Here is a 24,373-nt window from a genome sequence, read left to right as displayed (position 1 = left end):
CCGGGGTCACGGGGCGAGGTCCTCGCTGTAGATCCGGCGCACCACGCCCTCCAGATCGGGCTCGACGATGGACAGGTCGCGCACCGGGTAGTTCCGGTTGACGGAGTCGATGAGGTGCTGGACGGCGATCCGGGACGCCTCGAACCGGATGCGGACCTGGCCCTGTTCCTGTGCCGTGATCTCCGCCCCGAGGACATGCTCGGCCAGGACGGCGGGCACCCGGCCGGTGGTCTCGTCGGGGGCGAGCTGGACGACCAGCTCCCGGTGGGTGGCATAGGTCGTCTTGAGGCCCTGGACGTCCCCGTCGTAGAGGACCCGGCCGTGGTCGATCAGGATGATCCGGGGGCAGAGCCGCTCGACATCGGCGAGATCGTGGGTGGTGAGGACGATCGTCGTCTCACCGGCCTGTGCGGTCTCCTCCACGAAGTCCCGCATCCGGTCCTTCGCCATCACATCCAGACCGATCGTCGGCTCGTCCAGATAGACCACCCGGGGCCGGTGCAGCATGGCGGCGGCGAGATCCCCGCGCATCCGCTGGCCCAGGCTGAGCTGGCGCACCGGGCGGTCGATGAACTCCCCCATGTCCAGCAGGTCGACAAAGCGGTCCAGGCTGGTGCGGTAGTCGGCGGGCGACACCCCGTAGATGGCGCCGACCAGCCGGAACGAATCCCGTAGCGGCAGATCCCACCAGAGCTGGGTGCGCTGGCCGAAGACGACGCCCATCTGGGCGGCGTTGCGCGGGCGGTCCTTCCAGGGGTCGAGTCCCCGGACCCGGACGGTGCCCCCGGTCGGCAGGACGATCCCGGTCATCATCTTGATGGTGGTGCTCTTGCCGGCGCCGTTGGGGCCGAGATAGCCGACGAGTTCGCCCTCGTCGACGGAGAAGGAGATGCCGTCGACCGCGCGCGTAACGTCGTACTGGCGGGTGAAGAGGGTCCGTACGGCACCCAGCCGGCCCGGGTGCGGCCGGACCCTCCGGAATTCCTTCACCAAGCCGTCGACGCTGATCAATGCGGACACACAACCTCCAGGAAGGGCGGTGGGGCAGGAGTGACTGAAGCGACAGCAGTGGAGCAACAGAAGTGAAGTGACAGAAGTGAAGTGACAGAAGTGAAGTGACGGGGAGGGGCGGTACGGCAGAGGGCGCACCCGAGGGCGGCGAAAGGGAGGGTGTCCCGGCTCAGCAACCCGTGTGCGGGGCCCGGCGCCCGGTCACGCACCACGGATTCGTCGTCGCGTACCGGCAGTTCATGGAATCGCCCTCGGGCCGTGGCAGCCGCCCGTGCGGCTGTCCGGGAGTTCGGACCCTATCCAGGGGCCGCGCTCCCGGCCAGGGAATTTCCCGTGGTCACCGAGGTCCGGGGCGAAGAACGGCCGGGGAAGGGCCTGTTGGGGGGCCTGCCGGAGGGTACGGGGGAGGGCGCGGCGGCGGTGATCACCCGGTGGTCGGCGCCCGGGGCACCCCGAAGCGCCCCCCGGCACCGAGGGCCGGGGGGCGCGGGCGCCGGACCCCACACGACAGGCGGAAAGGAGCACCCGGCAGAAGTGATCGTGGGGGGCGGCTACCGGGGGAGCGGGCCCAACAGGGCCCAGGTGCGCGCGTACTTCTCGGTGAGCCGCTCCCGGGTCGGAGCGTCCAGCGCGGCGAGCCGGGCCGGGTCGGTATTGCTCGCCAGATCCGCCGCCTTCACGAGCGGCGCGCCCGGAGTGGCCCGGATCCGTCCCACATAGGACTCCAGATCCTCCTCGTCGCCCCGGGTGAGCGCGATCACCATGTCCTTCACCGACCGTGGCAGCGGCGCCGCGTGCAGCCAGCGCAGCGGGACCCGGTGGTGCTCCACGGTGTCGTGCAGCCAGCCCGCCGCGAGCTGTTCGGCGCTGCCGCCCCGGGCCCGGACCCCCTCGGCCACGGCCACGATGTGCTCCAGATAGGGCCGTCCCGTCCGGTCGGTGTGCCCGGCGTGCGCCAGCCGGGCGGCGGCCTCGACCTCCACGAGGCTCCATCTCCGGGGCCCGCCGCCGGCGGTCCGCCGGTGGTGTTCGCGGGCCGGGCCCGGCGGCCGGGCGAGGCCGTGGCGGGCCGGTGCGAGGAGGGTGACGGCCGGTTCCTGGCCCGTGGTCGGCGGAGCGGGACGGCGCACGGATACCTCCGGAGAAGAGAACGGTCGGGGTCCGGGCGGGCGGCAGCCGCCGCCCGCCCCCACCCGTCCGCACGGCCCGCCCCCGGGGCCCGGTCGGGTGAGGATCCCCACAGGACCCCGTTGAACCGCCCGCACCGGATCCCCGTCACCCGCCGGTACCCGTCACATCCCGCCATCCGCCCGTCCCACCGTCCCGCCGACCCGCCCTCCCGCCGGGCCCGGCGGTGTCACCCGGCGCCGGGGACCGGCCGGGGCGACCGGCTCTCCGCCACCCTTCCCCGGGGCGCGGGCGGGAAGGTCAGCCCGCCCTCCAGCAGCGCCGTGAGCCTGCGCCGGGGCACCAGCCGGAACCACGCGTCCCGCAGCGGCCGCCGGAGCGGGTTCTCCGCCTGTTCGAGGTCGCTCAGCGAACGCGACGCGGCCACCATCATCCGGGTGCGCTCCCGCCGTTCGTCCTCGTACGCCCGCAGCGCCGCCGCCACGTCCCCGGCGCCGCGCAGATGCCGGGCGAGCACCACCGCGTCCTCGATCGCCAGCCCGGAGCCCTGCCCCAGACTGGTGAGCATGGGATGCGCGGCGTCCCCGAGCAGGGTGACCGGGCCGCGCCCCCAGCGCTCCAGGAAGGTCCGGTCCCGGGACGGCACCGCCAGGATCGCGTCCTCGTCGGTGACCTCGATGGCATGCCGGACCTCGTCGGCCCACCCCGCGAACTCCCGGGCCACATCCGCCTTGGTGCCCCGCCAGTCATGGGAGAGCCCGGTGGGCATGTTCCGCGTACCCCACCAGTAGAGCAGCCCGCCGCCCATGTCGACCAGGCCGAAGCGCCGCCCGCTGCCCCAGTAGTGGATGACCGAGCCGGGCGGAAAGCCGGGGTGCCGATAGGGGGTGAGGGCCAGCCAGCAGACATAGCCGCTGTCCCGGGAGGGCTCGTCGGGACCCACCAGCCCCCGCCGGACCGCCGAGTTGAAGCCGTCGGCACCGATCAGGACGTCCCCGGTGGTCCCGCTCCCGTCGGTGAAACGGACCGTCACCTTCCCGGTCGACGGGTCCGTCGTGAACTCCTCGGCGGCGGCGCCCAGCCGGATGGGGATCCCGTCGGCCGCCTCCAACAGCGCCTCCTGGAGGGCGGAGCGGGTGATCAGCACACTCGGCACCCCCAGCCTGCCGATGATCTCGGGGAAGGGGAACTCCCGGATCAACCGCCCCCGGGGAGTCCTCACATGGTACGAGCGCAGCACCTCGCCGCGCTCGTCCAGCCGGAGGTCCAGCCCGGCCGAGGAGAGCGCCGCGATGGCGTTGCTCATCACCGACAGACCCGACCCGGCGGCCCGCAGCCGGGTCGCCCGCTCGAACACCTCGACATCCCAGCCCGCGTCCCGCAGGGCGGCGGCGGCCGTCAGACCGCCGATGCCCGCGCCGACGACCAGGGCTCTGCGCCTGCTCATCTCACTCTCCGATCAGTTCGACGACGACCCGGGCGACCTCCGCGACCTGCGGATCCTCCATGATCGTCAAATGGTCACCCGGAACGTCGACCACGGTCAGCTCCCCCTGGGTGCGCTCCCGCCACCCATTGGCCGGATCCCGGTGCAGGGTCCTCGCGGCGGTGTGCATGGTGTCCAGGACGGCGGGCAGCGGCTCCATCGCGTGCACCAGCGCCATGTCCTGGTCCACCGCCTCGGGCCGGTACGCCGACGCCGCCCGCCAGTTCGCCTCGTACACCTGGAACAGCCGGCGCACCACCGCGCCGGTCGCCCCCTCGGGCAGGACACCCTCCTCCGTCGCCAGCCGGGCGACAAAGGCGAACTTCTCCTCCAGCGTGGTCAGCTCCGGCGGCAGCACCTCCTGGGGCGAGTCGCCGCCGCGCCGCAGCCACAGCAACTCCCAGAAGAACCAGCCCAGCAGCGCCTCGTCGCTGGTGTCCGGCCGCTCCCCCGGATTGAGGGCGGTGGTGTCCAGCAGGATCAGCCGCCCGATCTCCTGCCCCGCCGCCCGCAGCTGCCGCGCCATCTCGAACGCCACGAACCCGCCGAAGGACCAGCCCGCGATCAGATACGGGCCCTCGGGCTGCACCCGCCGGATCCGCTCCACATAACCCGCCGCGATCTCCTCCAGGGTGCGCCGGGGCTCCGTACCCGCCTCCACCCCCGCCGCCTGGAGCGCGTAACAGGCCCGCCCCGGTGGCAGATGGGCCGCGAACCGCACGTAGCACAGGACATTCCCGCCCATCGGATGGACCAGGAAGAGCGGCTGCCGCTCGTCGCCGGGCCGCAGCGGCACCAGCGGGTCGAAGACCCGCACCGCCTCACCGCCCCGCAGCCGGGCGGCCAGCGCCGCGACCGTGGGCGCCGCCACGAACTCCGACAGCGGCACCCCCACCCCGTACCGCTGCTCGATCAGCACCACCAGCCGCATCGCGGTCAGCGAGGTGGCACCGAGGCCGAAGAGGTTGTCGTACACCCCCACGGCGGGCAGCCCCAGCAGCTCCCCGACCATCTCCACCAGGGCCTTCTCATAGGCGTCCCGGGGCGGTACGGCGCCCTCCGAGGCCCCCGTCACGGCGGACACCAGGGGGAGCCCGCGCAGCGCCGCGTCGTCCCGCTTGCCGCTCGGCGTCAGCGGCAGCGCCGCCACCCACTGGACATGGGTGGGCACCAGATACTCCGGCAGCACCGAACGCAACTGCTTCAGCAGCTGCTCCGGATCGGCCCCGTCCGGGTCGCCGACGAGGTACGCCGCCAGGAAGGAGTCATGCCCCTCCCGCCCCCGGGCCACGACCGCCGCCTCCACGATCCCGGGATGGTCGTCCGCGAACCGGGTGATCGCGATCTCCACCTCGGCGGGCTCCACCCGGAAGCCGCGCACCTTCACCTGCGAGTCCACCCGGCCCGCGCAGACCAGCGAACCGTCCGGCAGCGCGAAACCGAGGTCACCCGTGCGGTACAGCCGGTCCTCGGGCCCGCCCCACGGGTGCGGGACGAACCGCTCCCCGGTCAGATCCGGACGGCCCGTGTAGCCGTCCGCGAGACAGACCCCGCCCAGATACAGCTCGCCCGTGACCCCCGCCGGCACCGGCCGCATCGACCGGTCGAGCACCAGCACCTCGGCCCCGTCGACGGGGGTGCCGATCGGCGGCAGCGCGGGGAAGGCGGCCGGGTCGCCGGTCATCGTGTACCGGGTGACCACATGCGACTCGGTGGGCCCGTACTGATTCTCCAGCAACAGCCCCGGCACCGCCGCGCAGAGCGCCCGGATCTCATCGGTGACCCGCAGCTGCTCACCGGAGGAGAGGACCGCCTTGAGCGACCTCGGTACGGTGCCCAGCGCCCGCGCGGTCTCGGCGAGCTGCTGGAGCGCCACATAGGGCAGATACAGCCGCTCCACCCGTTCCCGGTCCAGCAGCCGCAGCAGGGTGCGCGGGTCCCGGCGCTCCTCCTCGGAGACCAGCAGCAGGGTGCCCCCGCCGCAGAGCGTGGAGAAGATCTCCTGGAACGACACATCGAAGCTGAGCGGCGCGTACTGGAGGGTGACCCCGCCGACGACCCCGCTGGGGAGGCGGTTCTGCCAGGCGACCAGGGAGGCCAGGGAGCGGTGGGGCATCTCGACGCCCTTGGGCACCCCGGTCGAGCCGGAGGTGAACAGGATGTACGCCACCCCGTCCCCGGTCGCCCCCGGCAGCGGTTCCGTCCCCGGCCCACCGGCCCCGGCCGGGTCGCTCCCGTCCAGGAGTTCGGTGACCGTGATCCGGCCGGTGCCCGGCTCCCCGCCGTCCCGTGCGGACCGGGTGACCACCGTCACCGGGCGCGCCTGCCCGATCATGTCCGCGAGGCGCTCCTGCGGATACGAGGGATCCAGCGGCACCACCGCGGCCCCGGCCCGCAGTACCCCGAGGAGGACCGCGACGGTCTCCGGCGCGCGGCCCAGCGCGACCCCCACCCGGCTCCCCGGCCCCGCGCCCAGCGCCCGCAGCCGCCGGGCGGCCCGGTCGGCCACCGCGTCCAGCTCGGCATAGCTCCACCGGCGCCCGCCGTGCACCACCGCGACCGCCTCCGGCGACCGGGCCACCCGCGCGGCGAAGGCCCGCACCACATCGGGGGTGCCCGGAGTGGCCCGCCCCCGCACCCCGTCCACCGGGGCGGCGAGGAAGGTGAAACCGACCGGCTCCTGAGGGTGTTCCACGACCCGGCGCAGCACTCGGAGGAAGGTCGTCCCGTACAGCTCGGCCTGGTCCGGGGTGAAGATCCGCGCCGCGTGGTCCACCCGCAGCCACAGACTCCGGTCGCCCGGGTCGGTCACCGCGTTCACCAGCAGGGCGAAGTTGGTCTCCTCCCAGGTGCGGAAGTCCAGCATCCGGACGCCCGGCAGCGCCCGTACCTCCGTGAGCTGGCGGAAGTGGATGTAGTTGAAGGCGGTGTCCAGCACCGGCCGGCCCAGGTCCTCCTGGATGGCGCTGAGCGGATAGCGGCGGTACGGGTGACTCTCCTGCTCCTGCCGGAACGCCTCGCGCACCGCCTCCAGCCAGCTCCCGTCCCCCTCACCGGGGGCGACCCGGATCGGCAGGGTGTTGAGGAACAGCCCGGTCATCCGCTCGGCGCCCTCCCGGTCCGGGCGGCCGTGCGTCACCAGACCGGTGACCACATCGGCGCTCCCGGAGAACAGCCGCAGCACCAGCACATGCGCCGCGAACAGCACCGACTTCACGGGCAGGGTGTGGGTACGGGAGAACGCGCGCACGGCGGCGGTGAGGTCCTCCGGCAGGTCGACCCGGCGGGTGATCTGTTCCCTGTCACCGGGGGACTCATGCGGCCGGAAGGCGGTCGGCAGGGCGGGCGGCGCCCCGGTCAGCCGCCCGGTCCAGTAGGCCCGCGCCTCCTCGGAGCGCAGCGCCTCCCGCTCGGCCAGGATGTGGTGGGCCGCCGCGACCCGCGGGGCGTCACAGACGGCGGGCACCTCGCCGCCGAGCAGATGGACATAGTCCTGGAGCAGCTCCTGGACCAGGGTGGCGACGCTGCCGCCGTCCAGGAGGGCGTGATGGAAGCTGAACACCAGCTCCACGCTCTCCGGCAGTGGATGGACCCGCAGATGGTGCAGGGGCGGCCGGTCGAAGACATAGGGGAAGCGGCGGCGCTCCTCCACATGGGCGGCGATGGCCGCCTCCGCCTCCGGCGCTCCGGCCGACCGCAGATCCACCACGCTCAGGGCGCGGGCGCGGTCCACCTCCGGGTGCACGATCCGCATCGGCTCGGAGAGGCCCCCCAGGTCGAAGGAGGAGCGCAGCACCGGATGGCGGGTGGTGAGCAGGTCGTACGCCGAGGTGAAGGAGGCCTCGTCCCAGCGCAGGCCGAAGCTGTAGCGGAACACGTCCCGGTAGACGGCCGAATCCTGCTCGGCCACGCTGTGGTAGATCAGGCCCAGCTGGAGACGGCTGACCGGGACGGCGTCCTGACGGCCCTGGAGACGGGCCCGGTCCACCCGGGAGACCAGCGCGAACGGCGCGGGCTCGGTTTCCCGTACCGCATCGGGACCGGTCACCGGGGCGGCCTTGGTGAGCGGTGCCAGCGCCGCGACGGTGGGGTTGCGGACCAGGTCGCTCAGATCGAAGTGGAACCCCCGCCGCGCCGCCAGCGCACGGACGCGCAGCATGAGGATCGAGTCGCCGCCGAGGGCGAAGTAGTCGTCGTGGACACCGACCCGCCCGGCGCCGAGTACCTCACCCCAGACGGCGGCCAGCGTCTCCTCGGTGGCGTCGCGCGGCGCGGTGTACGGGTGCGGGCCGGTGGCCGCCCCGGCGTCCGGGGCGGGCAGGGCGCGCCGGTCGGCCTTGCCGTTGGGGGTGAGCGGGACGGCGTCGATCCGCAGGAAGTGCGCCGGGATCATGTACTCCGGCAGACCGCGGCCGAGTTCGGCGCGCAGGGCCGCCGGGTCCAGCTCCTCGTCGGTGACGCAGTAGGCGGCGAGCCGGACGCCGCGCGGCTCGTCCCGGAGGTCGACCACGACCGCGTCCCGCACCCCGGGCAGGGCGGTGAGGGCGCTCTGCACCTCACCCAGCTCGACCCGGTTGCCCCGGATCTTCACCTGTCCGTCGATACGGCCCAGATACTCGATCGACCCGTCGGCGAGCAGCCGGGCGAGGTCCCCGGTGCGGTACATCCGGCCGCCGGGGCGGAAGGGGTCGTCGGTGAACTTCTCCTCGGTCAGCCCGGGGCGCTCCAGATAGCCGCGGGCCACCTGCACCCCGCCGACGCAGAGTTCGCCGGGGTAGCCGGGCGGCAGCAGCCGGTCCGCCGGGTCCAGGATGTAGAGACCGGTGTTGTCGACCGGGCGTCCGATGGGCACCCGGGGGACCGGCTCGCCGGGCACCGTGGGGCAGTCGTGGTACGACACATCGACGGTGGCCTCGGTCGGCCCGTACAGATTGGTGAGCCGGGGCCCGCCGCCGTCGGCGGTGCCGAGGACCCGGGCGAACTGCTCGACCCGGGCCGGCGGCAGGGCCTCGCCGCTGCAGAAGACCTGCCGCAGCCCGGCCGCCTCGGCGCGCAGCCCGGGCCGTTCCTCCAGCAGATCGAGGAAGGGGCCCAGCATGGAGGGGACGAAGTGCAGGACGGAGACGCCGTGTTCGGCGACGGTCCGCAGGATGGTGCGCGGGTCGCGCTCGCCACCCGGCTCCAGAAGTGCCAGACCGGCGCCTTCCACGGCCCACCAGAACAGCTCCCAGACGGAGACATCGAAGGAGACCGGGGTCTTCTGGAGCAGGGTGTCACCGGGGCCGAGCGGATAGCGCCGCTGCATCCAGGCGAGCCGGTTGACGACGGAGTGGTGCTCGACCATGGCGCCCTTGGGGCGGCCGGTGGAGCCGGAGGTGTAGATGACATAGGCCAGGTCATGGGGGCCGGCGACCGGTTCCACGGGCCCGTCGGGCCCCTCGTCGGCGAACAGGTCCGCCCGGAGCGGGAGGACATCGCCGGGCAGGTCGGCCGGGATCGCCGGGCCGGTGAGCACCGCCCGCGCCCGGCTGTCGGAGAGCAGGAAGGCGATCCGCTCGGCGGGGTACCCGGGGTCGACCGGGACATAGGCGGCACCGGACTTGAGCACCCCCAGCAGGGCGGGCAGGGTGAGCGGTCCGCGCTCCAGGAGCACCGCGACCCGGTCCCCGGCGCCGATGCCGTGTCCGCGCAGCGCGTGCGCGATCCGGTTGGCGCGGGAGTCCAGCTCGGCATAGCCGAGCCGGGTGCCGTCCGCCGAGGTCACCGCCGCACGGTCGGGTGTGCGCGCGGCCCGCTCCTCGAACAGGGCGTGCAGGGTGGTGGAGCGGTACGGCACGGTCGGCCCCTGCTGGGCCCGCACGACCCGGGCGCGGTCCGCCCCGTCCAGCAGCGGCAGGGCGACGGCGGGCCGGTCGGGCTCCGCCAGGCCCGCCCGGAGCAGGGTGGTGAGCTGCCGCCCCAGGGCCTCACCGGGCAGATCGCCGTCGAAGACATCCCGTGCGCAGTAGAGGTCGATCCGCAGGTCGGAGTCGTCCTCGTAGGAGGTGATGCCCACCATCATGACGCTGCGCGCGTGCAGCGGGGCGGTGAGCAGGGTGTCCCGTACCGCCCCCGCCAGGGGCCCGGGGCGGGGGAAGCGCAGATAGGACACATTCACATCGAACAGCGGCCGCTCCCCGGCGCTGTCGGCGGGCAGATCGCGCAGGATGTCCCCGAGCGGGAGGCGTTCATGGGCGCGCAGCTCCCGGACCCGGTCGCCGACGGCCCCGGCGAGCGCGCCGAGTGAGGCGTCCTGGGGCACCGGGATCCGCAGCGGCAGATTGTTGGCGCAGTGTCCGGCGGTGGCGCGTTCGGCGGCGGAGGGCCGGTTGAGGAAGGGGACGCCGAGCACCACCTCGTCGGAGCGGTGCAGCCGGGTCAGGAGCACCGCGAGGGCGGCGGTGAGATACGCGAAGGGCGAGCCGCCCCGCTCGCGCGCCCCCCGTACCAGCGCGGCGTCCAGGGTGAAGGTGTGATGGACATGGCGCCGGCCGGGTCCCGAGAGCGCCGTGCCGCCGCCCCGGGGGAAGAGCGCCGGGACCACCCCCGCCAGCCGCTCCCGGTGGAAGGCCAGATCCTCCGCGTACGCGGGCGAGGCACGGTAGGCGGTGTCCCGGTCCGCCAGCTCCCGCCAGGAGGCCGGCGGATCCTGGGGTTGTCGGGCGTCCGGGTCCCCGGTGAGCAGGGCGTAGGTCTCCCACAGGGCGACGCCGAGCGCGTTGGCCGTCCAGCCGTCCGCGGCGAGATGATGGAACTTCACATGGACATGGAGCACGGTGGGGCTCTCCCGGACCACGGCCGCCATGACCGGGGCCTCCTCCAGCAGCCGGAACGGGCGCCAGAGGGACGCCTCCCGCCAGGCGTCCCACGCCCCGGCCGGATCGTCCTCGCCGGAGAGGTCGAGCCACTGGACGGATGCGGCCTCCGCCGGGTCCGCGATCCACTGGAACGGGACTCCGTCGTCCTCACCGAAGCGCAGCCGTAACGCGTCGTGCCGCCCCAGGACCCGGGCCAGCGCCTCCCGCAGTGCCCCGGTGTCGACGGTCCCGTCGATCCGCTCGTCGAGGATGAGGTTGTACTGGGGATCGTTCGGTGTCCGGGACTCGGCGACCCAGATGTCCCGCTGGTATGAGGTGAGCGGAAATGTGCGGCACGGTGCCACAACTGATCCTTCCGTCATGGTCCGCCCGACCGCACGGCACGGGCGTGCCGGGGCGGACGGACTCACGGCAGATCCCGCCGGAAATCACCAGCGTGCCGGTGCGGAGCCTGTGGGGGGAGCGACCGTGGGGGCTGGAATCGCAGCTGACCAGCGGCGACTAAAGCCTTGTTTGGGCCGGGACGAGTCCTCGTCGGGTCCGCGTCCGGTCCTCGTCGGCGGCCTGCCCGCCCGCCCGTCGGTCCGCCCCCGCGCGGTGGCACGTGCCGTCCGCGGCATCCCGGGGCCGCGTCCCCGGTGGGGCAGCCGGGGGCCGTGCGCGCTCCGCTCGGACCACCGCCGGCTCGGCGGAGAGGTGCCGCGGAGTGGGGTCGCCCGGGACATGGCCGGATTCCCGCTGATCCGTGCGGACCGCCCGGGGGAGGAGCGCCGCCGTGGCGCGGGCGGCGGCGGGCCGTGCGGGCCGTCGGTCTCAGCGGGTCTCAGCCGGTCTCAGAAGGTCTCTCAGAATGTTCCAGGCGGTCTCAGGCGGTCTCAGGCGGTGAACTGCACCGACATGAAGACCGCGTTGTCGACCCACTGGCCGGGGTCCAGCTCCTCCGCGGTGGCCTGGCGGCAGTTCTTCTCGACATAGAGGACCGCCCGGCGGTCGGTGTTGTTGACGACCCGGCCCCGGGCGTTGCGCCCCACCGGATAGCAGTCGCCGTCCCGGGGATCGGTCAGGGTCCGCGCGGTGTTCCCGGGCTGGGTGTGGTACGTGAACTGTCCGGTGGCGGCATGGGCCTGCTGCGGCATCATGAGGCCCAGCGCGGCGACGGCGCCGAGGGTGGCGAGCGCCTTGCCCGGTCTTCCTGTCATACGTCTGTCTCCCCGCTACGGGGCAGGCGCCCCGTGTGCCTCCAGTTTCGGTCACATGGCGGATGAAGTCATCGACCCGCGCCGGGTTTTCGCGCCGCACGGCTTCCCGTGCCGTGCCGCGCCGGGTCGGTCGGCTCGGCCGGGTCGGCCGGAGTCGTCGTCGAAGCGGTCGGGCATCCGGACCGCGTCATGACTCCGGTCGGGTGACCGGGGGCTGGACACACCCCCGGACGGGGGCTGGGCCCCTGGCCCGGCCGCCGTCCGCCCGGCACCGTGGTCGGTATGAGCACCCTGAAACCCCACAGGACCAGGACCCGGCCGCGCCCGGCCGTCGCCGTCGCCGTGGTCGCCCTGGCGACCGCGCTCGCCGGCGGTGCCGTCGCCACCCCCGTGGCCGCCACCCCGGCGCCGTCCGTACCCGTCCCGCAGGCCGTCGCGGCCGGACACCGCACCGCGCCCCTCACCCGGGATCAGCTCACCCGCGAGCTGGAGAAGACCCTCCAGGAGGCCGGCTATGTCGGCATCGCGGTGGAGGTGCGCCACGGCCGTGACCGCGTCCGGGCGAGCGCCGGCGAGGCGGTCCTCGGCTCGGGCCGCCCCGAGTCCCCGGGCACCGTGTTCCGCGCGGCCAGCATCACCAAGACCTTTGTCGCCACCGTCGTCCTCCAACTGGCCGCCGAGGGCCGGCTCTCCCTGGACGACACGGTCGAGCGCTGGCTGCCGGGAGTGGTCGACGGCAATGGCAACGACGGCAGCCGTATCACCCTGCGCCATCTCCTCCAGCACACCAGTGGCATCCACAACTGGGACCACACCGACATCACCGGCGACACCGCAGAGGACTTCCAGCGCACCCGCTTCGACCGTATCGCCCCCGAGGAGTCCGTCGCCCACGCCGTGCGGCACCGCCCCGACTTCCCGCCCGCCCGGCCCGGCGACCCCGCACCCCGCTGGAACTACTCCAACCCCGGCTATCTCCTCGCCGGGATGATCGTGGAGAAGGCCACCGGCAACCCCTGGGCCGAGGAGGTGGAACGCCGGATCATCCGGCCACTGGGCCTGCGCGGCACCCGCGCCCCCGGCGACGACCCGTATCTGCGGGGGCCCCACGCCCGTACCTACCATGTGTTCCGGGGCTCCGACCGCTGGACCGACACCACGGACCGCAATATGACCTCCGCCGATGCCGCCGGAGCCCTGATCTCGACCCGGGGCGATCTCGACCGCTTCTACACCGCGCTGCTCCGGGGGCGGCTGCTGCCCCCCGCACAGCTGGCCGAGATGCGCCGTACGGTTCCGGTCGAGGGGGTGATCGGGGAACTGCTGCCCGGTCTCGGCTATGGGCTCGGGCTGATGAAACAGCCCCTGGGCTGCGGGGGAGACCGCTGGGGCCATGGCGGCGACCTCGACGGAACCACCATCAGGACCGGGTTCACCACGGACGGCGAACGATCGGTCGTGATCACCGCCAGCGGCAAGACCGCCGAATTCGACCGGCTGGCCCGCGCGGAGGGGGCCGTACAGCGGCTGCTGGAGCGGACGCTGTGCGGCACCTGAGCCGGGCCGCGTCTCCGAGCCGGGCCGGGGCGCGTTTCTGATCCCGTGCCGAACCGCGCCCCGGCCTCGCCGCCCGCGCGGCGGGCGCTCCCGCTACCGCCGCGCGGTCAGGACCACCGCCGGGCCGGCCTCGCCGTTCGGGCCGATGAGAGCGCCCCCCACATCAAGGGTGCGGCCATGGCCGGAGATGTTCAGCCCCGCGAGCCGTGAGCCGCCGACGGTGGTGGGGAGGTCCAGCTGCTTCCACCCCTTCCCGGCGCGCTGGAGCACGGACGGGGTCCAGTCCTCCGCCTGGGCGAGGACCACCGGCACGCCCCTGCTGAAGGTCACCGACTGCAACGCGCCGGTGCCCTGCGGCAGGGCGGCCCTGGTCCACTTCTTCCCGTCGTACCGCAGGGCGAGCCCCGCCGAGGGACCGAACCGGGGGCCGACCTCCCCGACCGCCCAGACCGTGCCGTCGGGCGCGGCGGTGACAGCGTTGAGCTGGGCACGCTCCCCGATGGCCGGAAGGGTCACCTTCTTCCAGGCGGCACCGTCGTACCGCAGCACCAGGGGCTCCGCCCCGGCCGCGCTGAAGGTGCCGCCCACCGCCCAGACGCTCCGGCTGTTGTGCGCCGCGACCTCCGTCAGCTGCCAGCCGCCCTCGGGCCCCTCGCCCACATCCGGCAGGGCGGACCTGCTCCACTTCCGGCCGTCCCAGTGCTGGATCTGCCCCACATGGCGGGATCCGTCCGGCGACGGTATCTGGTCCCAGCCGACCGCCCAGCCGTTGCGGGGGGAGAGCGACTCCACCGAGAGCAGTCCGCTGGAGACGGAGTCCCGGGAGGAGGGAGCGATGACGGTACGCCACTTGCCGCCGGAGAGGCGCTGGGTGACGATGCCGCCGGCCTTCTCCGAGTAGTCACCGACGGTCAGCGCGTTCCCCCCGCCCGAGGCGTCGACGTCGTTGAACCGGGTGTCATGGAGCGGGGAGGCGTCGATCGGCAGCTCCCGCCAGCCCTTGCCCACCCGGTCGTCCCGCTCCCAGATCGCCGGACGGAAGCCGTTCTCGCCGCTGCCGCCGCTGAGGTGCATGCCCGACACCCAGGTGGTGTGCGCGTCGATACGGGTGGTGGCGGCCGCCGTCGAGGCGTGTGGGGTCAGCTGGGAGATGTGCCACGCCGGTTTGGCCGTTTCGGCCGGGGAGACGGGACCGGCGGCGAGTGCCGGGGCTCCGGTCACGGCCACCGTGAGGGCCACACAGGCGATGAGCACGGTACGGGGGATACGGCGGGACGGGTTGGTCTTCCTCACGGTCAGCCTTCCGGGTCGGTCGATTCCTGGGACACCGCGATCGGGGGCCCGCCCCGCCCGGAACGCCTCGGCGGCGGGCGCGGGGCGAGGGCGCCCGTATGGACTGTTGAGCGTGCACCGGCCGTACGTGGTTCCTGATCACGTGATCGGAGGACGGCCCAACTCCCGTACGGACATGGACACTTCATGCCTCGCCCGCCGGTGCTCCCTACCCGCTCCTCGGCGTACGGTCCCGAGTGCCCCCGAGTGCCCCCGAGTGCCCCGGAGTGATCCCGAGTGTTCCTGTTCCTGGGCGGAGGTGAGCAGAGGTGAGCACGGGTGAGCAGCAGTGAGCGGTGAATGGACTGTCGGATGGACAGCCATCGCGCCGAGGATCCCTGCCAGGAGACCCGGGGCGCCGAACACCCCGGGAACGCAGGAGAGGAAGCCATCATGCGCGGCCATCGCCTTCGCGGCCATCGCCTTGTGAAACGTCTGTCCATGACGGGAGCGGCCACCCTGGCCGCCGTCGCCATCGGCGCGCTGGGCGCCCCGTCCGCCGCCGCCGCGCCGGAGGACTGCCTGACGCATTCGTTCTGCATGTGGGACGACTCCAGCTACCGGGGCCGTTTCGTGGTCTCGCCCGCCCAGAACATCTCCAATATCGGCCCCCAGATGAACGACCGGATGACGTCCTACTGGAACCGCACCAACCAGTGGATCACGGTGTACGCCGACTCCGGCTACCGAGGCTGTCTCTTCGCCATCCCGCCGGGCGGCTCCGACGCGGCCGTGGACCCCCATCTCAATGACCGGGTGACCTCGTTCGCCGTCGGTCAGTGGTGCTGAGCGGAACCGTCACTCTCATGAGGAGGAAGAAGATGTTCTCTGCGCGGACGCGGCCCCTGGCCGCCGCGGTGCTCACCCTCGGCGCGGCCTTCGGCCTGACCACCGTCACCGGCGCCCCGGCCGCCGCCCACTACAGCCAGTGCCCGGCCGGGGAGTTCTGCATCTGGGAGAACTCCAGCTACACCGGGCGCTTCGCCCACTCCCGCCATCCCGTGCCCAATGTCGGTTCGTACATGAACGACAAGATGACCTCGTACTGGAACCGCACCGACAACTGGGTCTCGCTCTACATCGTGGAGGACTTCCAGAGCTGCTTCGAGTCCGTTCCCCCGGGTGGGTCCAGCGCGGCCGTCAACCCGCACTACAACGACCACCTCACCAGCTTCCGCCCCGGAAGGTTCTGCTGACCCATGGGGAACCACGCCACAGAGCACCGGGCCCGGGGAAGCCGGGCCCGGTGCGCCGACCGCCGCCGTGGCCCGTCCGGCCCTGGAGAACCCGTACACCACGGCCTGTCCGGGCATCAACACCGCCATCGCCGGCGCCAAGCCGGTCACCCAGGTGGGGTGCGGACCCACGTACCAGTGGCGGTGGAGGTGGCAGTAGCTCAGCTCCCGGCGCGAGATACGGCCGCGGCACCGGATAGCTGTCCCGGATCTCGATCACCCGCCGGTACAGGGCGAGTTCGGCGTCCCGGACCAGCGGCGCGCCCGGGCCCCGGCCGGGCGGGTCCTGGGCCGCGCCCTGGCCCTGGTGGTGGACCCGTGCGGCGAACCCCCACAGACACCAGAGGCTGAAGACGGCGAAGAGCAGGCCGAAGGCTGCGAGGGCGAACCGGTCCCGGCCGCCCGCGACGATCCGCCCGTCCAGCAGATCGGCCCCGGTGGCCAGGAACAGCACCGGCGCCGCCAGGAGCGCCCCCGCCGACACCCGTAGATGTGTCCGCCGCCCGGCCACCCACCGGCCGCTCGGGACGAGCCTGCCGACTGCCGCCGGAAGCAGCGCCAGGGTCGCCATCTCCAGCTCTCGGCCGAGTGGATGGGCCAGATGGGAGAGGCGGACCGGCTCGGTGGAGAGCCCGGGGACGAGGAGGGGCAGGGCGGAGGTCTCGGGGAGGATCGGCCGGTCCCGCCGGCAACCGGCCGAACGACTGCGCGGGGTCCCCCGTACCGGTCCCGGAGTGCGCGGACTGAAGCCGCCCCGGAGCTGCTGAGCGTCGACGCTCAGTGATCGCCGGGGCCGGGGGCCACCGGAGAGCGGTGGAGCCCCGCCCCGGGATCGACGGGCCGCGGCGGGCCGTCGGGCAGCTCCGTCCACAGGTCGAGAAAGGCCCGCAGCGGCGCGCTCGGCCGGGTGCCCAGCCGCCAGATAAACACCTTGCGCAACCGGACGGCGGGTTCCAGCGGTACGACGACAAAGCGCGGGTCGCCGGCGATGACCGGGCTGGCGTGTGAGGTCAGGGCGATGCCGACCCGCTCCGCCACCAGCGCCACCTGGAGGGCGACATCGTTGGTCGCGTAGGCGATGTCCAGCCGCACCGCCCGCTCGGCGAAGGCGTCGCGGATGAAGGCGTGCACACCGCTGTCGGGGCCGTAGCTGATGACGGGGTGCCGGGCCGCCTCCTCCAGGGACATCGGATGCTCCGCCGATCTGCTCCCGGCGGGCAGGACCGCGACGATCCAGTCGTTCAGGAGCACCCGTGACCCCACGGCGGCGGGCAGTCCGTCCGGCGGCTCCGCGAGCACGGCCGCGTCGATCGCCCCGTCCCGGACCCTCTTCAGCAGGGCGGGGCTCGATGTCCCGACGAGGCTCACCGAGACCCCCGGGTACCGGTGGTGGTACTCCCCCAGGAGCCGGGGGACCCGGGTGCCTTCCAGGCCGCCGACCGTGCCCAGCGCCAGGGTGCCGCTGAGCAGACCGGAGCGGTTGGCGAACTCCAGTGCGGCCGAGGCGGCCGCCGCCAGACAGGCCCGTGCGTGCGGGAGCAGGGCCGTGCCCCCGGAGGTGAGGACCACCTTCCTGGGCAGCCGTTCGAACAGGGGCTCGCCCAGCTCCTTCTCCAGCGCCTGGATCTGCTGGCTGATCGCCGGCTGGACGACATGGCAGCGTGCCGCAGCCTTGGTGAACGACCCCTCCTCCGCCACCGCGACGAAGTACTCAAGTGTGCGGAGCTCCATGTCCATGAGGCTATCAACTCCGCTGGTACACCTCTGTGTTGTGGGCTGACGGGCGGTCGGTGCCGGCCGGTCGGCCGCCCCGCGCGACGGCGAGTCCGCGGTCGCCGGGCACCACGAGATGCCCGTCGGTCACCAGCATGAACCGCTCCAGCCCCGGTACCAGGACATTGACCACGGCGATGTGCTCGGTGACATAGTGCTCGCGCCGGAACACGCTCAGCCCGTTCGCCCGGAGCACGGAGAGCAGACGGTCGAGATGCCCCGCGGGGGTGGCGGGGGCCCTGGTGTCCTCGAAGGGCCGCAGCTCCGCGCCCGGCAGGGCGGCCGTGAAGTCCGAGAGATAGCAGGCGTGCAGCCGGGGGTAGGGCACGGTGTCGTCCCGGCGTTCGGGCAGCAGATGGGCGAACTCCTCCCGCAGCGGGATGGTGCAGTGGAGCTGGACGAGTTCGGTCAGCGCCCGGGTGATCGCGTACCGGCGGGAGAGCGAGGCGCCCCAGCCGCACACCCGGGCCGGGAGCCCCGCGGGGGCGGGCAGATAGGCCATGTACGCGGGAACACCGAGATCGGTGGTCATATCGATCAGATGCACCGTCCGGCCGGTGGCCGTCATGGCGAAGTCGAGCAGCCCGGCGACCGGGGCGGGCAGCGTCGTGGGGTCGACCCGCACCAGACGTTCGGGCCGCGCCCGGAGGAACTGACCGGCCAGCAGCAGGGAGAGCGCGTCCCGTTCGATCAGTTCGTTGATCGCGTGCACGGTGGCCTCGACGGGTTCCGAGCCCGCGGCCCACCCGTTGTTCACCGAGTACCGGCAGACGGACCGGTAGTCATAGGTGTCACCGGAGCGCCGGCGGGCGGCCCGGCCCTCCTGCCCCAAGTAGTCGGGCATCGACAGGAACACCGGTACGGACACCTCGGGGCCGCCGGTCAGCGAGTCGTAGGGCAGACACCCCACCTCCCCGTCCGGCGCCTCGGCGAGCAGGGACACCGGAAGGTCGGCCGCGAGCGGTCCGGCGGCGAGCCGGTGTGCCCGGACCGTCCGGATCTCCTCGGTACGCAGTCCGTGCAGCCCGCTCAGATAGTGCTCCAGGGCCTCGAACAGCGCCCCGGTCCTGGCCTGGTCCCGGTCGCCCTTGCCCAGGCCGAGTCCGGTACGGATGTCCTCGCCGTCGTCGCGCAGGATGCACCGCCAGGTGCCGGGACTGCCGTCGAGGACGGGGGCCAGATCGGCCTCGACGCCCAGATCGGCCACGGCGGCCCTGGCCCGGAGGAACGCGTCGGCCGGGGTGAGTCCGCGCTCACCGGACTCATCGGCCCTGATGGGGATCGTGTTCATGGGAAACCCGTCTGCCGGGGAGTGCGGGCGGCGGCCCGCCCTGGCGACCGCCGCCCGCACTCCGGGGAAACACCCTCCGACTGCCGGTCAGCCCTCCTCGGGCGCTCCTGTCACAGCCCCGGACCGCTCCTCCTCCAGCGCCAGCTCGGCGATGACGCTCTGCTCACCCGCCGAGAGAACGACCTCCTCCGCCCGGAAACCCCAACGGTCCTGAAGTCCACCCATGACGACATCTCCTCCGATTCGGAAACCAGGGAACCGGCCGCGGGGCGCGGCCTGACCCCCAGCCTCCGGCCGGTCTCCGCACCCGTCCAATAGACAGTCGTGATGGCAGCCGTCACGGTCACTGATCGCCGCTGGCAGCCCCCGGTCGCGGGCCCGGGCGACATGGCCGTCGGGGCGTACGGGCACCGTGCCGACCGCGAACGCCGGATCCGGCGCACGGGTCCCGGGCGGACGGCAACGATCTCTGCCGTGGATCGCTCCTCCGTCGCCGACCCATCGCCGGCCCGCAGTAAACTAGGTCAATGACCAACAAGCAAGCGGCCGGGGCGCGGGCCCGCACCCGACTGACCCCCGCCGCCGTGGTGGACGCGGCCCTGGGTCTCCTGGGCGACGAGGGGCTGGACGCCGTGACCACCCGCGCCGTCGCGGACCGGCTCGGCGTGCGGATGAACACCGTTCTGTGGCACATCAAGACCAAGAGACGGCTGCTGGAACTGATGGCCGACGCCATCGCCGGCACCATCGCCTACGACGATCTGCCCGCCGGGGCGGGGGAGCGGGCCGCCGAACTGATGCGCCGCTACCGGGCGTCGCTGCTCGCGCACCGCGATGGAGCCGCCCTGGTGACCGGGACCTACGCGGCCGAACCGCACACCCTGCGCTTCGCGGACACCCTGCTCACCGCCCTCGGGGAGCACGAGGACACGGCGGAGGCGTCGGCCCGGACCCTCTACGCCCTGGTCTACTTCACCCTCGGTCTCACCCAGGAGGAACAGGCCATGGGCGACACGGACGGGGCCCGCTTCCGGGAGGCCGTGGAGAAGGGGCCCTATCCCGCCCTGCGCGCGTCCCGGGAGATCCTCGCCGAGGACAGCTTCGCCGACCGCTTCGAGGACGGCATCCGGCGCGTCCTGGGCCCGGCCACGACACCCTGACCCGCGCGGGCCGCCCTGCCGTCCCCCTTACCCGTCCCCGTTCCCCGTCCCCGTTCCCCGTCCCCGTTCCCCGTTCTCCGTTCCTCGGGCGGCCGGAGTGCCGCGTGTTCCGGAAGGCGCGGGCGGGGCCGGTGGTGCGATCAGTGCCGGTGACAGCTGTCATCACGGTTGTGTATTGGACGTCCGGGGGCCGGGAGAAGCAGGCTGGTGACGGCCGGCCGGCCCACGGTCGGGTTCCCCCGGGAACACCATCCCCATCACGGCCGACACAGGGGGCCAAGGCCCCCGCGGCCCGGCGAGAGGCAGGGACGAAGCGGTGCGAGTGACCGTGGTGGGCGGGGGAATCGCCGGGTTGACCTGTGCCCTGAGCCTGCACGCCGCCGGCTGGGAGCCCCGGGTGTGCGAAGCCGCGCGGACCGTCGAGGCGGTCGGTGTGGGGATCAATCTGCTGCCGCACGCCGTCCGGGAGCTCGCCGAACTCGGCCTCGCCGGTGGGCTGGCCGCCATAGCCCTGCCCCCGCGCCGGCTGAGCTACCGCGACCGCGCGGGCGAGGCGGTGTGGGAGGAGCCCCTCGGACATGCCGCCGGCTACCACTGGCCGCAGTACTCCGTGCACCGGGGCCGTCTCCAGACGCTGCTGCTGGCGGCGGTGCGCGAGCGGCTGGGGCCGGACGCGGTCCGTACCGGTCTGCGGTTCCGGAGCTTCGAGGAGCTGCCGAACGGCGTCCGGGCCCACTTCCTGGACCGGACGAGCGGCCGGCCCGCGACCGAGGACGCCGAGGTGCTGGTCGGCGCCGACGGCATCGACTCCAGGGTCCGTGCCCTGCTCCACCCCGACGAGGGCCCCGCCCGGGGCAACGGCGTCCATATGTGGCGCGGCGTCGCACCCCACCCGCACATCCTCGACGGCCGGACGATCGTGGTGGCCGGCGGCACCCCCGGCGACAAGTTCGTCGCCTACCCGATCGGGGACCCGGCCGCCGAGGGCGGCGAATCCCTGATGAACTGGGTACTGGAGGTACGGCACGGGCCGTCCGGCCGGCCGCCGGACGGCACCGCCCGCCGGATCACCCCGGAGGAGGCCCGCGCCGGGCTGGCCTCCTGGCGCCTGCCGTGGATCGACCCCACGGCGCTGGCCGAGCGCTCCCCGGCGATCGTCGAGTATCCGATGCTCGACCGCGACCCGCTGCCCCGCTGGAGCTTCGGCCGGGTCACCCTGCTCGGGGACGCCGCCCACCCCATGTACCCGATGGGCATGAACGGCGGCTCGCAGTCCATGGTCGACGCCCGGGTGCTGGCCTGGTGCCTGGCCCGGGAGAAGGACCCCGTCGCCGCGCTCCGCCGCTACGACCGGATACGCCGGCCGATCGTCAACGCGGTGGTCCTGGCCAACCGGGAGCTGGGACCGGAGGAGATCATCGCGCGGGCCGAGGACCACGGCGGACCCCTGCCCGCCCGCCGCGCCGAGGAACTGGCCACCCGCTACCGGGAGCTGGCCCGCGCCACCGTCACCCAGGTCAACACCCATGCCTCCTGGACGGTCCCGCACCGTCCGGCCACCCCGGCACCCTGACGGCCGGCCCGCACCGGGTCGCCCCAGCCGGAGACCGTGTCCGAGCACCATCAGGCCCGAGCACCACCGTATCCGAGCACATCCGAGCATCTCCGTAGTCGAGCCCTGCCCCAAGGAGTTGACGCATCGTGAGCACCGCATCACACCCCGGCAATGTTGTCCTGGTCCATGGCGGTTTTGTCGACGGATCCGGCTGGAAGGGGGTCTACGATCTGCTGCGCGCCGAGGGCTACCGGGTGAGCGTCGTCCAGAACCCCACCCTCTCCCTCGCGGGCGATGTGGCCGCGACCCGCCGCGTCCTCGACGACCAGGACGGCCCCACGGTCCTGGTCGGACACTCCTACGGCGGGGTGGTGGTCTCCGAGGCCGGACGTCATGGGAAGGTGGCGGCCCTCGTCTACATCGCGGCCTTCGTCCCCGACACGGGCGAGTCGGTGAGCAGTCTGATAGCCGACCCGCCGGCGGGTGCGCCCGTACCCCCGATCCTGCCGCCCGTGGACGGCTTCCTCCTCCTCGACCGGGAGAAGTTCCCCACCTCCTTCGCCGGGGACCTGCCGGCCGAGGAGGCCCGGTTCCTGGCCGACTCCCAGGTGCCCTGGGGGGTGGACGCCCTCGACGGCACGGTCGGGCACCCCGCCTGGCGCGACAGACCCAGCTTCTGTCTGATCGCCACCGACGACCGCATGATCCCGCCACCGGCCCAGCGGGCCATGGCCGAGCGGGCCGGCGCGACGGTGGCGGAGACCAGCGGCAGCCACGCCCTCTATGTGTCCCGGCCCGAGGTGGTCGCCGCGCTCATCACCCGGGCGGCAACCGCCGCCGCCTCCGAATCCGGCGCGTGAGCGACGGCTGACCCCTTGGCCCCGGTCCTTCCCGGCTGCACGCGGTGCGACCGGCCGAGAAGGACCGTGCGAGGAAAGGACATCCCCATGACGAACGCCTTCCCGGCGGAGCGCGCCGCGCCCCACCCCTATGTCTTCGCCGACTCGGGGTCCCAGGAGCACGACCGTCTCCGTCTGCTGGCACGGCTGCTGGACCCGCTGCACCGGCGGGCGCTGGGAGCGGCCGGGATACGGGAGGGGCTGCACTGCCTGGAACTCGGCTCGGGTACGGGCTCGATGGCCGGGTGGATGGCCGATCAGGTGGGTGCCGGGGGCTCCGTCCTGGCCACCGACATCAATCTGTCGTTCCTGCGGGACCTGGGGCGCCCGAATCTGGCGGTACGGGAACTCGACGTGGTCACCGGTGAGTTGCCCCGGGCCGCCTTCGACCTGATCACCTGCCGTGCGCTCCTGCACCATCTGCCCCGGCGGGAATCCGTGGTGGAGCGTCTGGCGCAGGCCCTGAAGCCGGACGGGGTCCTGGTCCTGGTCGAACCGGACGCCGATGCCTCGGTCCTCGCGGAGCCGGAGCACCAGCGCTTCTGGTCGGCCTGGTGCCGCTGGGGCCAGAGTGAGGGAGTCGACTTCCGGCTCGGCCGCACACTGCCCCGGGCCCTCCGGCGCGCGGGGCTGGAACTCCAGGACATGACCATGGAGGTGCCCTTCTACAGCGGTGGCTCCCCCTGGGACCTGCTCTACCGCTCCACCGTCAGGGCGGCCGGGCCGCGGCTGGCCCGCTGGGGCGGCCCCGACCTGGTCGCCGAGTTCGACCGCCTCACCACCCGGGACGGCCATCCGGTCTGCTCGCTCGGCTGGGTGACCGTCAGCGGCCGGGCCCCCGGGGAGGCGAAGGGGGTGCGCCCCCGGTGAGACCTCCCAAGGTCGCGATCGTCGGCGCGGCGGGCGGTGTGGGGTCGTCCCTCGTCCATCTCCTCATCAGGGGCCCCGACCCCTGTGAGATCGCGCTCATCGGCCGGAGTCCGCAGTCCATCGGCTGTCTGCTGATGGACGCCGAGTCGCTCGCGCCGCTGGGCCGGACACCGGTCGTCGGGCAGGGCGACATCCGGGACTTCCACGACGCGGACATCATCGTCATCACCGCGTCGGTCCCGCTCACCGCCTGGGCGCCCCGCGCGGACTCGATGACGGGCAACGCGGAGATCGTGCACCCCTACTTCCGCGAGATCGCCAAGATACGGTCCGACTGGCGCGGCCATGTCATCGTGGTGACCAATCCGATCGATGTGTTCAGCGCCTGGCTGCGGCGGTACGCGCAGATCGACCGCTCCAGGATCCTGGGCTACTCCTGGAACGACAGCCTGCGGCTGCGGGTGGCCGTCGCCCGGGTGCTGGGGGAGGAGGCGGCGTCCGTCACGGCCTGGGTCATCGGTGAGCACGGGGACGCCTTCGTCCCGCTCCTCGACCGGATCCTGGTGCACGGGGCGCGCGTCCGGCTCTCCGCCCGGCAGCGGGAGACCGTCGTCGGTGAACTGCGCGATTTCTATGTCCGCTGGGGCCGGCTCGGCATCCCCCGGACCACGGCATGGACCACGGCCGAGGGGGTCGCCCGGATGATCCATGACCTCACCCGCCGGCGGCCGGGGGAGTGGACCGCCTCCATGGGCCTGGACGGCGAGTACGGGCTGCGCGATGTCAGTGTCGGCGTCCCGGTCACCCTGGACGCGCGAGGGGACCTGGGCGTGGTCGAGTGGGAGCTGTCGGCAGCCGAACACACCGCCCTCCGGCAGGCGGCCTCCCTGGTCCGACTGCGGGTGGACCGTCTCGGCGGGCTGTGAGCGGGCCGACCGCGGGAGGAGGGGGCGGCCGGCGGCGTTCGGTGCCGCCATGGGGGTCGTTGTCCGGCCGGCCGGTGCCGTCGCTTCCACCGGT

Annotated in this window: 18 protein-coding genes; 8 read left to right on the top strand and 10 right to left on the bottom strand. The window is 73.3% G+C overall.

Annotated elements, in window-relative coordinates:
- Positions 1–6: 6 nt before the first annotated feature.
- The 5 genes from ABT354_RS13875 to ABT354_RS13855 all read right to left on the bottom strand — a co-directional run bounded on the left by ABT354_RS13875 (position 7) and on the right by ABT354_RS13855 (position 11,681).
- Positions 7–1,020: an ABC transporter ATP-binding protein gene (locus ABT354_RS13875; protein WP_502983406.1), complete on the bottom strand. Its 1,014-nt coding sequence runs from the start codon at positions 1,018–1,020 to the stop codon at positions 7–9.
- A 542-nt stretch (positions 1,021–1,562) separates the two neighbouring features.
- Positions 1,563–2,141, bottom strand: coding sequence for an HD domain-containing protein (locus tag ABT354_RS13870; protein WP_351493065.1), 579 nt, complete (start codon positions 2,139–2,141; stop codon positions 1,563–1,565).
- 227 nt (positions 2,142–2,368) lie between these two features.
- Complete coding sequence (locus ABT354_RS13865) at positions 2,369–3,586, bottom strand: FAD-dependent monooxygenase (RefSeq protein ID WP_351493064.1); 1,218 nt, start codon at positions 3,584–3,586, stop codon at positions 2,369–2,371.
- Position 3,587: 1 nt separating this feature from the next.
- Positions 3,588–10,826 (bottom strand): non-ribosomal peptide synthetase, encoded by a 7,239-nt coding sequence (locus ABT354_RS13860; RefSeq protein ID WP_351493062.1) that lies wholly within the window; start codon positions 10,824–10,826, stop codon positions 3,588–3,590.
- Between the two features lie 531 nt (positions 10,827–11,357).
- Entirely contained in the window at positions 11,358–11,681 is a 324-nt protein-coding gene (locus ABT354_RS13855) for a hypothetical protein (RefSeq protein ID WP_351493060.1), read from the bottom strand.
- 282 nt (positions 11,682–11,963) lie between these two features.
- Here ABT354_RS13855 and ABT354_RS13850 point away from each other — a divergent pair, with 282 nt between their 5' ends.
- Positions 11,964–13,238 carry a serine hydrolase domain-containing protein gene (locus tag ABT354_RS13850; protein WP_351493058.1) on the top strand — a complete coding sequence of 425 codons (1,275 nt, stop codon included), beginning with the start codon at positions 11,964–11,966 and terminating at the stop codon, positions 13,236–13,238.
- Between the two features lie 93 nt (positions 13,239–13,331).
- Here the strand turns inward: ABT354_RS13850 and ABT354_RS13845 are convergent, their stop codons facing one another.
- Positions 13,332–14,531 carry a hypothetical protein gene (locus ABT354_RS13845; RefSeq protein WP_351493056.1) on the bottom strand — a complete coding sequence of 400 codons (1,200 nt, stop codon included), beginning with the start codon at positions 14,529–14,531 and terminating at the stop codon, positions 13,332–13,334.
- 480 nt (positions 14,532–15,011) lie between these two features.
- On the opposite strand from ABT354_RS13845, the gene ABT354_RS13840 reads away from it, so the two are divergent.
- Both ABT354_RS13840 and ABT354_RS13835 read left to right on the top strand, forming a co-directional pair.
- Positions 15,012–15,359 (top strand): peptidase inhibitor family I36 protein, encoded by a 348-nt coding sequence (locus ABT354_RS13840; protein ID WP_351493054.1) that lies wholly within the window; start codon positions 15,012–15,014, stop codon positions 15,357–15,359.
- A 32-nt stretch (positions 15,360–15,391) separates the two neighbouring features.
- Positions 15,392–15,766: a peptidase inhibitor family I36 protein gene (locus ABT354_RS13835; protein ID WP_351493052.1), complete on the top strand. Its 375-nt coding sequence runs from the start codon at positions 15,392–15,394 to the stop codon at positions 15,764–15,766.
- Here the strand turns inward: ABT354_RS13835 and ABT354_RS13830 are convergent.
- From ABT354_RS13830 to ABT354_RS13815, 4 genes are all read right to left on the bottom strand, one after another.
- Complete coding sequence (locus ABT354_RS13830) at positions 15,735–16,376, bottom strand: DUF6545 domain-containing protein (protein WP_351493050.1); 642 nt, start codon at positions 16,374–16,376, stop codon at positions 15,735–15,737. The two genes, ABT354_RS13835 and ABT354_RS13830, sit on opposite strands and share 32 nt — an antisense overlap.
- A gap of 206 nt (positions 16,377–16,582) precedes the next feature.
- Entirely contained in the window at positions 16,583–17,536 is a 954-nt protein-coding gene (locus ABT354_RS13825; RefSeq protein ID WP_351493048.1) for a LysR family transcriptional regulator, read from the bottom strand.
- Positions 17,537–17,549: 13 nt separating this feature from the next.
- Positions 17,550–18,869, bottom strand: a complete 1,320-nt coding sequence (locus ABT354_RS13820) for a YcaO-like family protein (RefSeq protein WP_351493046.1) — start codon at positions 18,867–18,869, stop codon at positions 17,550–17,552.
- 87 nt (positions 18,870–18,956) lie between these two features.
- A complete protein-coding gene (locus ABT354_RS13815) occupies positions 18,957–19,094 on the bottom strand; it encodes a hypothetical protein (RefSeq protein ID WP_351493044.1) in 138 nt (45 codons plus the stop codon).
- Between the two features lie 302 nt (positions 19,095–19,396).
- Between ABT354_RS13815 and ABT354_RS13810 the strand changes: the two genes are divergently transcribed.
- From ABT354_RS13810 to ABT354_RS13790, 5 genes are all read left to right on the top strand, one after another.
- The gene (locus ABT354_RS13810) at positions 19,397–20,029 is read left to right on the top strand and encodes a TetR/AcrR family transcriptional regulator C-terminal domain-containing protein (RefSeq protein WP_351493042.1); all 633 of its coding nucleotides are present in this window, start codon (positions 19,397–19,399) and stop codon (positions 20,027–20,029) included.
- Positions 20,030–20,345: 316 nt separating this feature from the next.
- A complete protein-coding gene (locus ABT354_RS13805; protein ID WP_351493040.1) occupies positions 20,346–21,602 on the top strand; it encodes an FAD-dependent monooxygenase in 1,257 nt (418 codons plus the stop codon).
- Between the two features lie 128 nt (positions 21,603–21,730).
- Complete coding sequence (locus tag ABT354_RS13800) at positions 21,731–22,444, top strand: alpha/beta hydrolase (RefSeq protein ID WP_351493038.1); 714 nt, start codon at positions 21,731–21,733, stop codon at positions 22,442–22,444.
- Positions 22,445–22,531: 87 nt separating this feature from the next.
- Entirely contained in the window at positions 22,532–23,353 is an 822-nt protein-coding gene (locus ABT354_RS13795; RefSeq protein ID WP_351493036.1) for a methyltransferase domain-containing protein, read from the top strand.
- On the top strand, positions 23,350–24,279 hold the full coding sequence (locus tag ABT354_RS13790; protein ID WP_351493034.1) for a malate dehydrogenase: 930 nt from the start codon (positions 23,350–23,352) through the stop codon (positions 24,277–24,279). Before ABT354_RS13795 ends, ABT354_RS13790 begins: the two co-directional genes overlap by 4 nt.
- Positions 24,280–24,373: the final 94 nt, after the last annotated feature.

The sequence above is a fragment of the Streptomyces sp. NPDC000594 genome, assembly GCF_040299965.1.
In the GTDB taxonomy this organism is placed as follows: Bacteria; Actinomycetota; Actinomycetes; order Streptomycetales; family Streptomycetaceae; genus Streptomyces.
Note: the sequence above shows the minus strand (reverse complement) of the source record. Positions and strands in the feature narration are given on the sequence as shown.

Bases quoted from the DNA above. Each gene is read 5' to 3' on its own strand.
- ABT354_RS13865 (WP_351493064.1), bottom strand. From the start codon at position 3,586: ATGAGCAGGCGCAGAGCCCTGGTCGTCGGCGCGGGCATCGGCGGTCTG.
- ABT354_RS13855 (WP_351493060.1), bottom strand. From the start codon at position 11,681: ATGACAGGAAGACCGGGCAAGGCGCTCGCCACCCTCGGCGCCGTCGCC.
- ABT354_RS13850 (WP_351493058.1), top strand. From the start codon at position 11,964: ATGAGCACCCTGAAACCCCACAGGACCAGGACCCGGCCGCGCCCGGCC.
- ABT354_RS13840 (WP_351493054.1), top strand. From the start codon at position 15,012: ATGACGGGAGCGGCCACCCTGGCCGCCGTCGCCATCGGCGCGCTGGGC.
- ABT354_RS13835 (WP_351493052.1), top strand. From the start codon at position 15,392: ATGTTCTCTGCGCGGACGCGGCCCCTGGCCGCCGCGGTGCTCACCCTC.
- ABT354_RS13830 (WP_351493050.1), bottom strand. From the start codon at position 16,376: ATGGCGACCCTGGCGCTGCTTCCGGCGGCAGTCGGCAGGCTCGTCCCG.
- ABT354_RS13825 (WP_351493048.1), bottom strand. From the start codon at position 17,536: ATGGAGCTCCGCACACTTGAGTACTTCGTCGCGGTGGCGGAGGAGGGG.
- ABT354_RS13820 (WP_351493046.1), bottom strand. From the start codon at position 18,869: ATGAACACGATCCCCATCAGGGCCGATGAGTCCGGTGAGCGCGGACTC.
- ABT354_RS13815 (WP_351493044.1), bottom strand. From the start codon at position 19,094: ATGGGTGGACTTCAGGACCGTTGGGGTTTCCGGGCGGAGGAGGTCGTT.
- ABT354_RS13810 (WP_351493042.1), top strand. From the start codon at position 19,397: ATGACCAACAAGCAAGCGGCCGGGGCGCGGGCCCGCACCCGACTGACC.
- ABT354_RS13795 (WP_351493036.1), top strand. From the start codon at position 22,532: ATGACGAACGCCTTCCCGGCGGAGCGCGCCGCGCCCCACCCCTATGTC.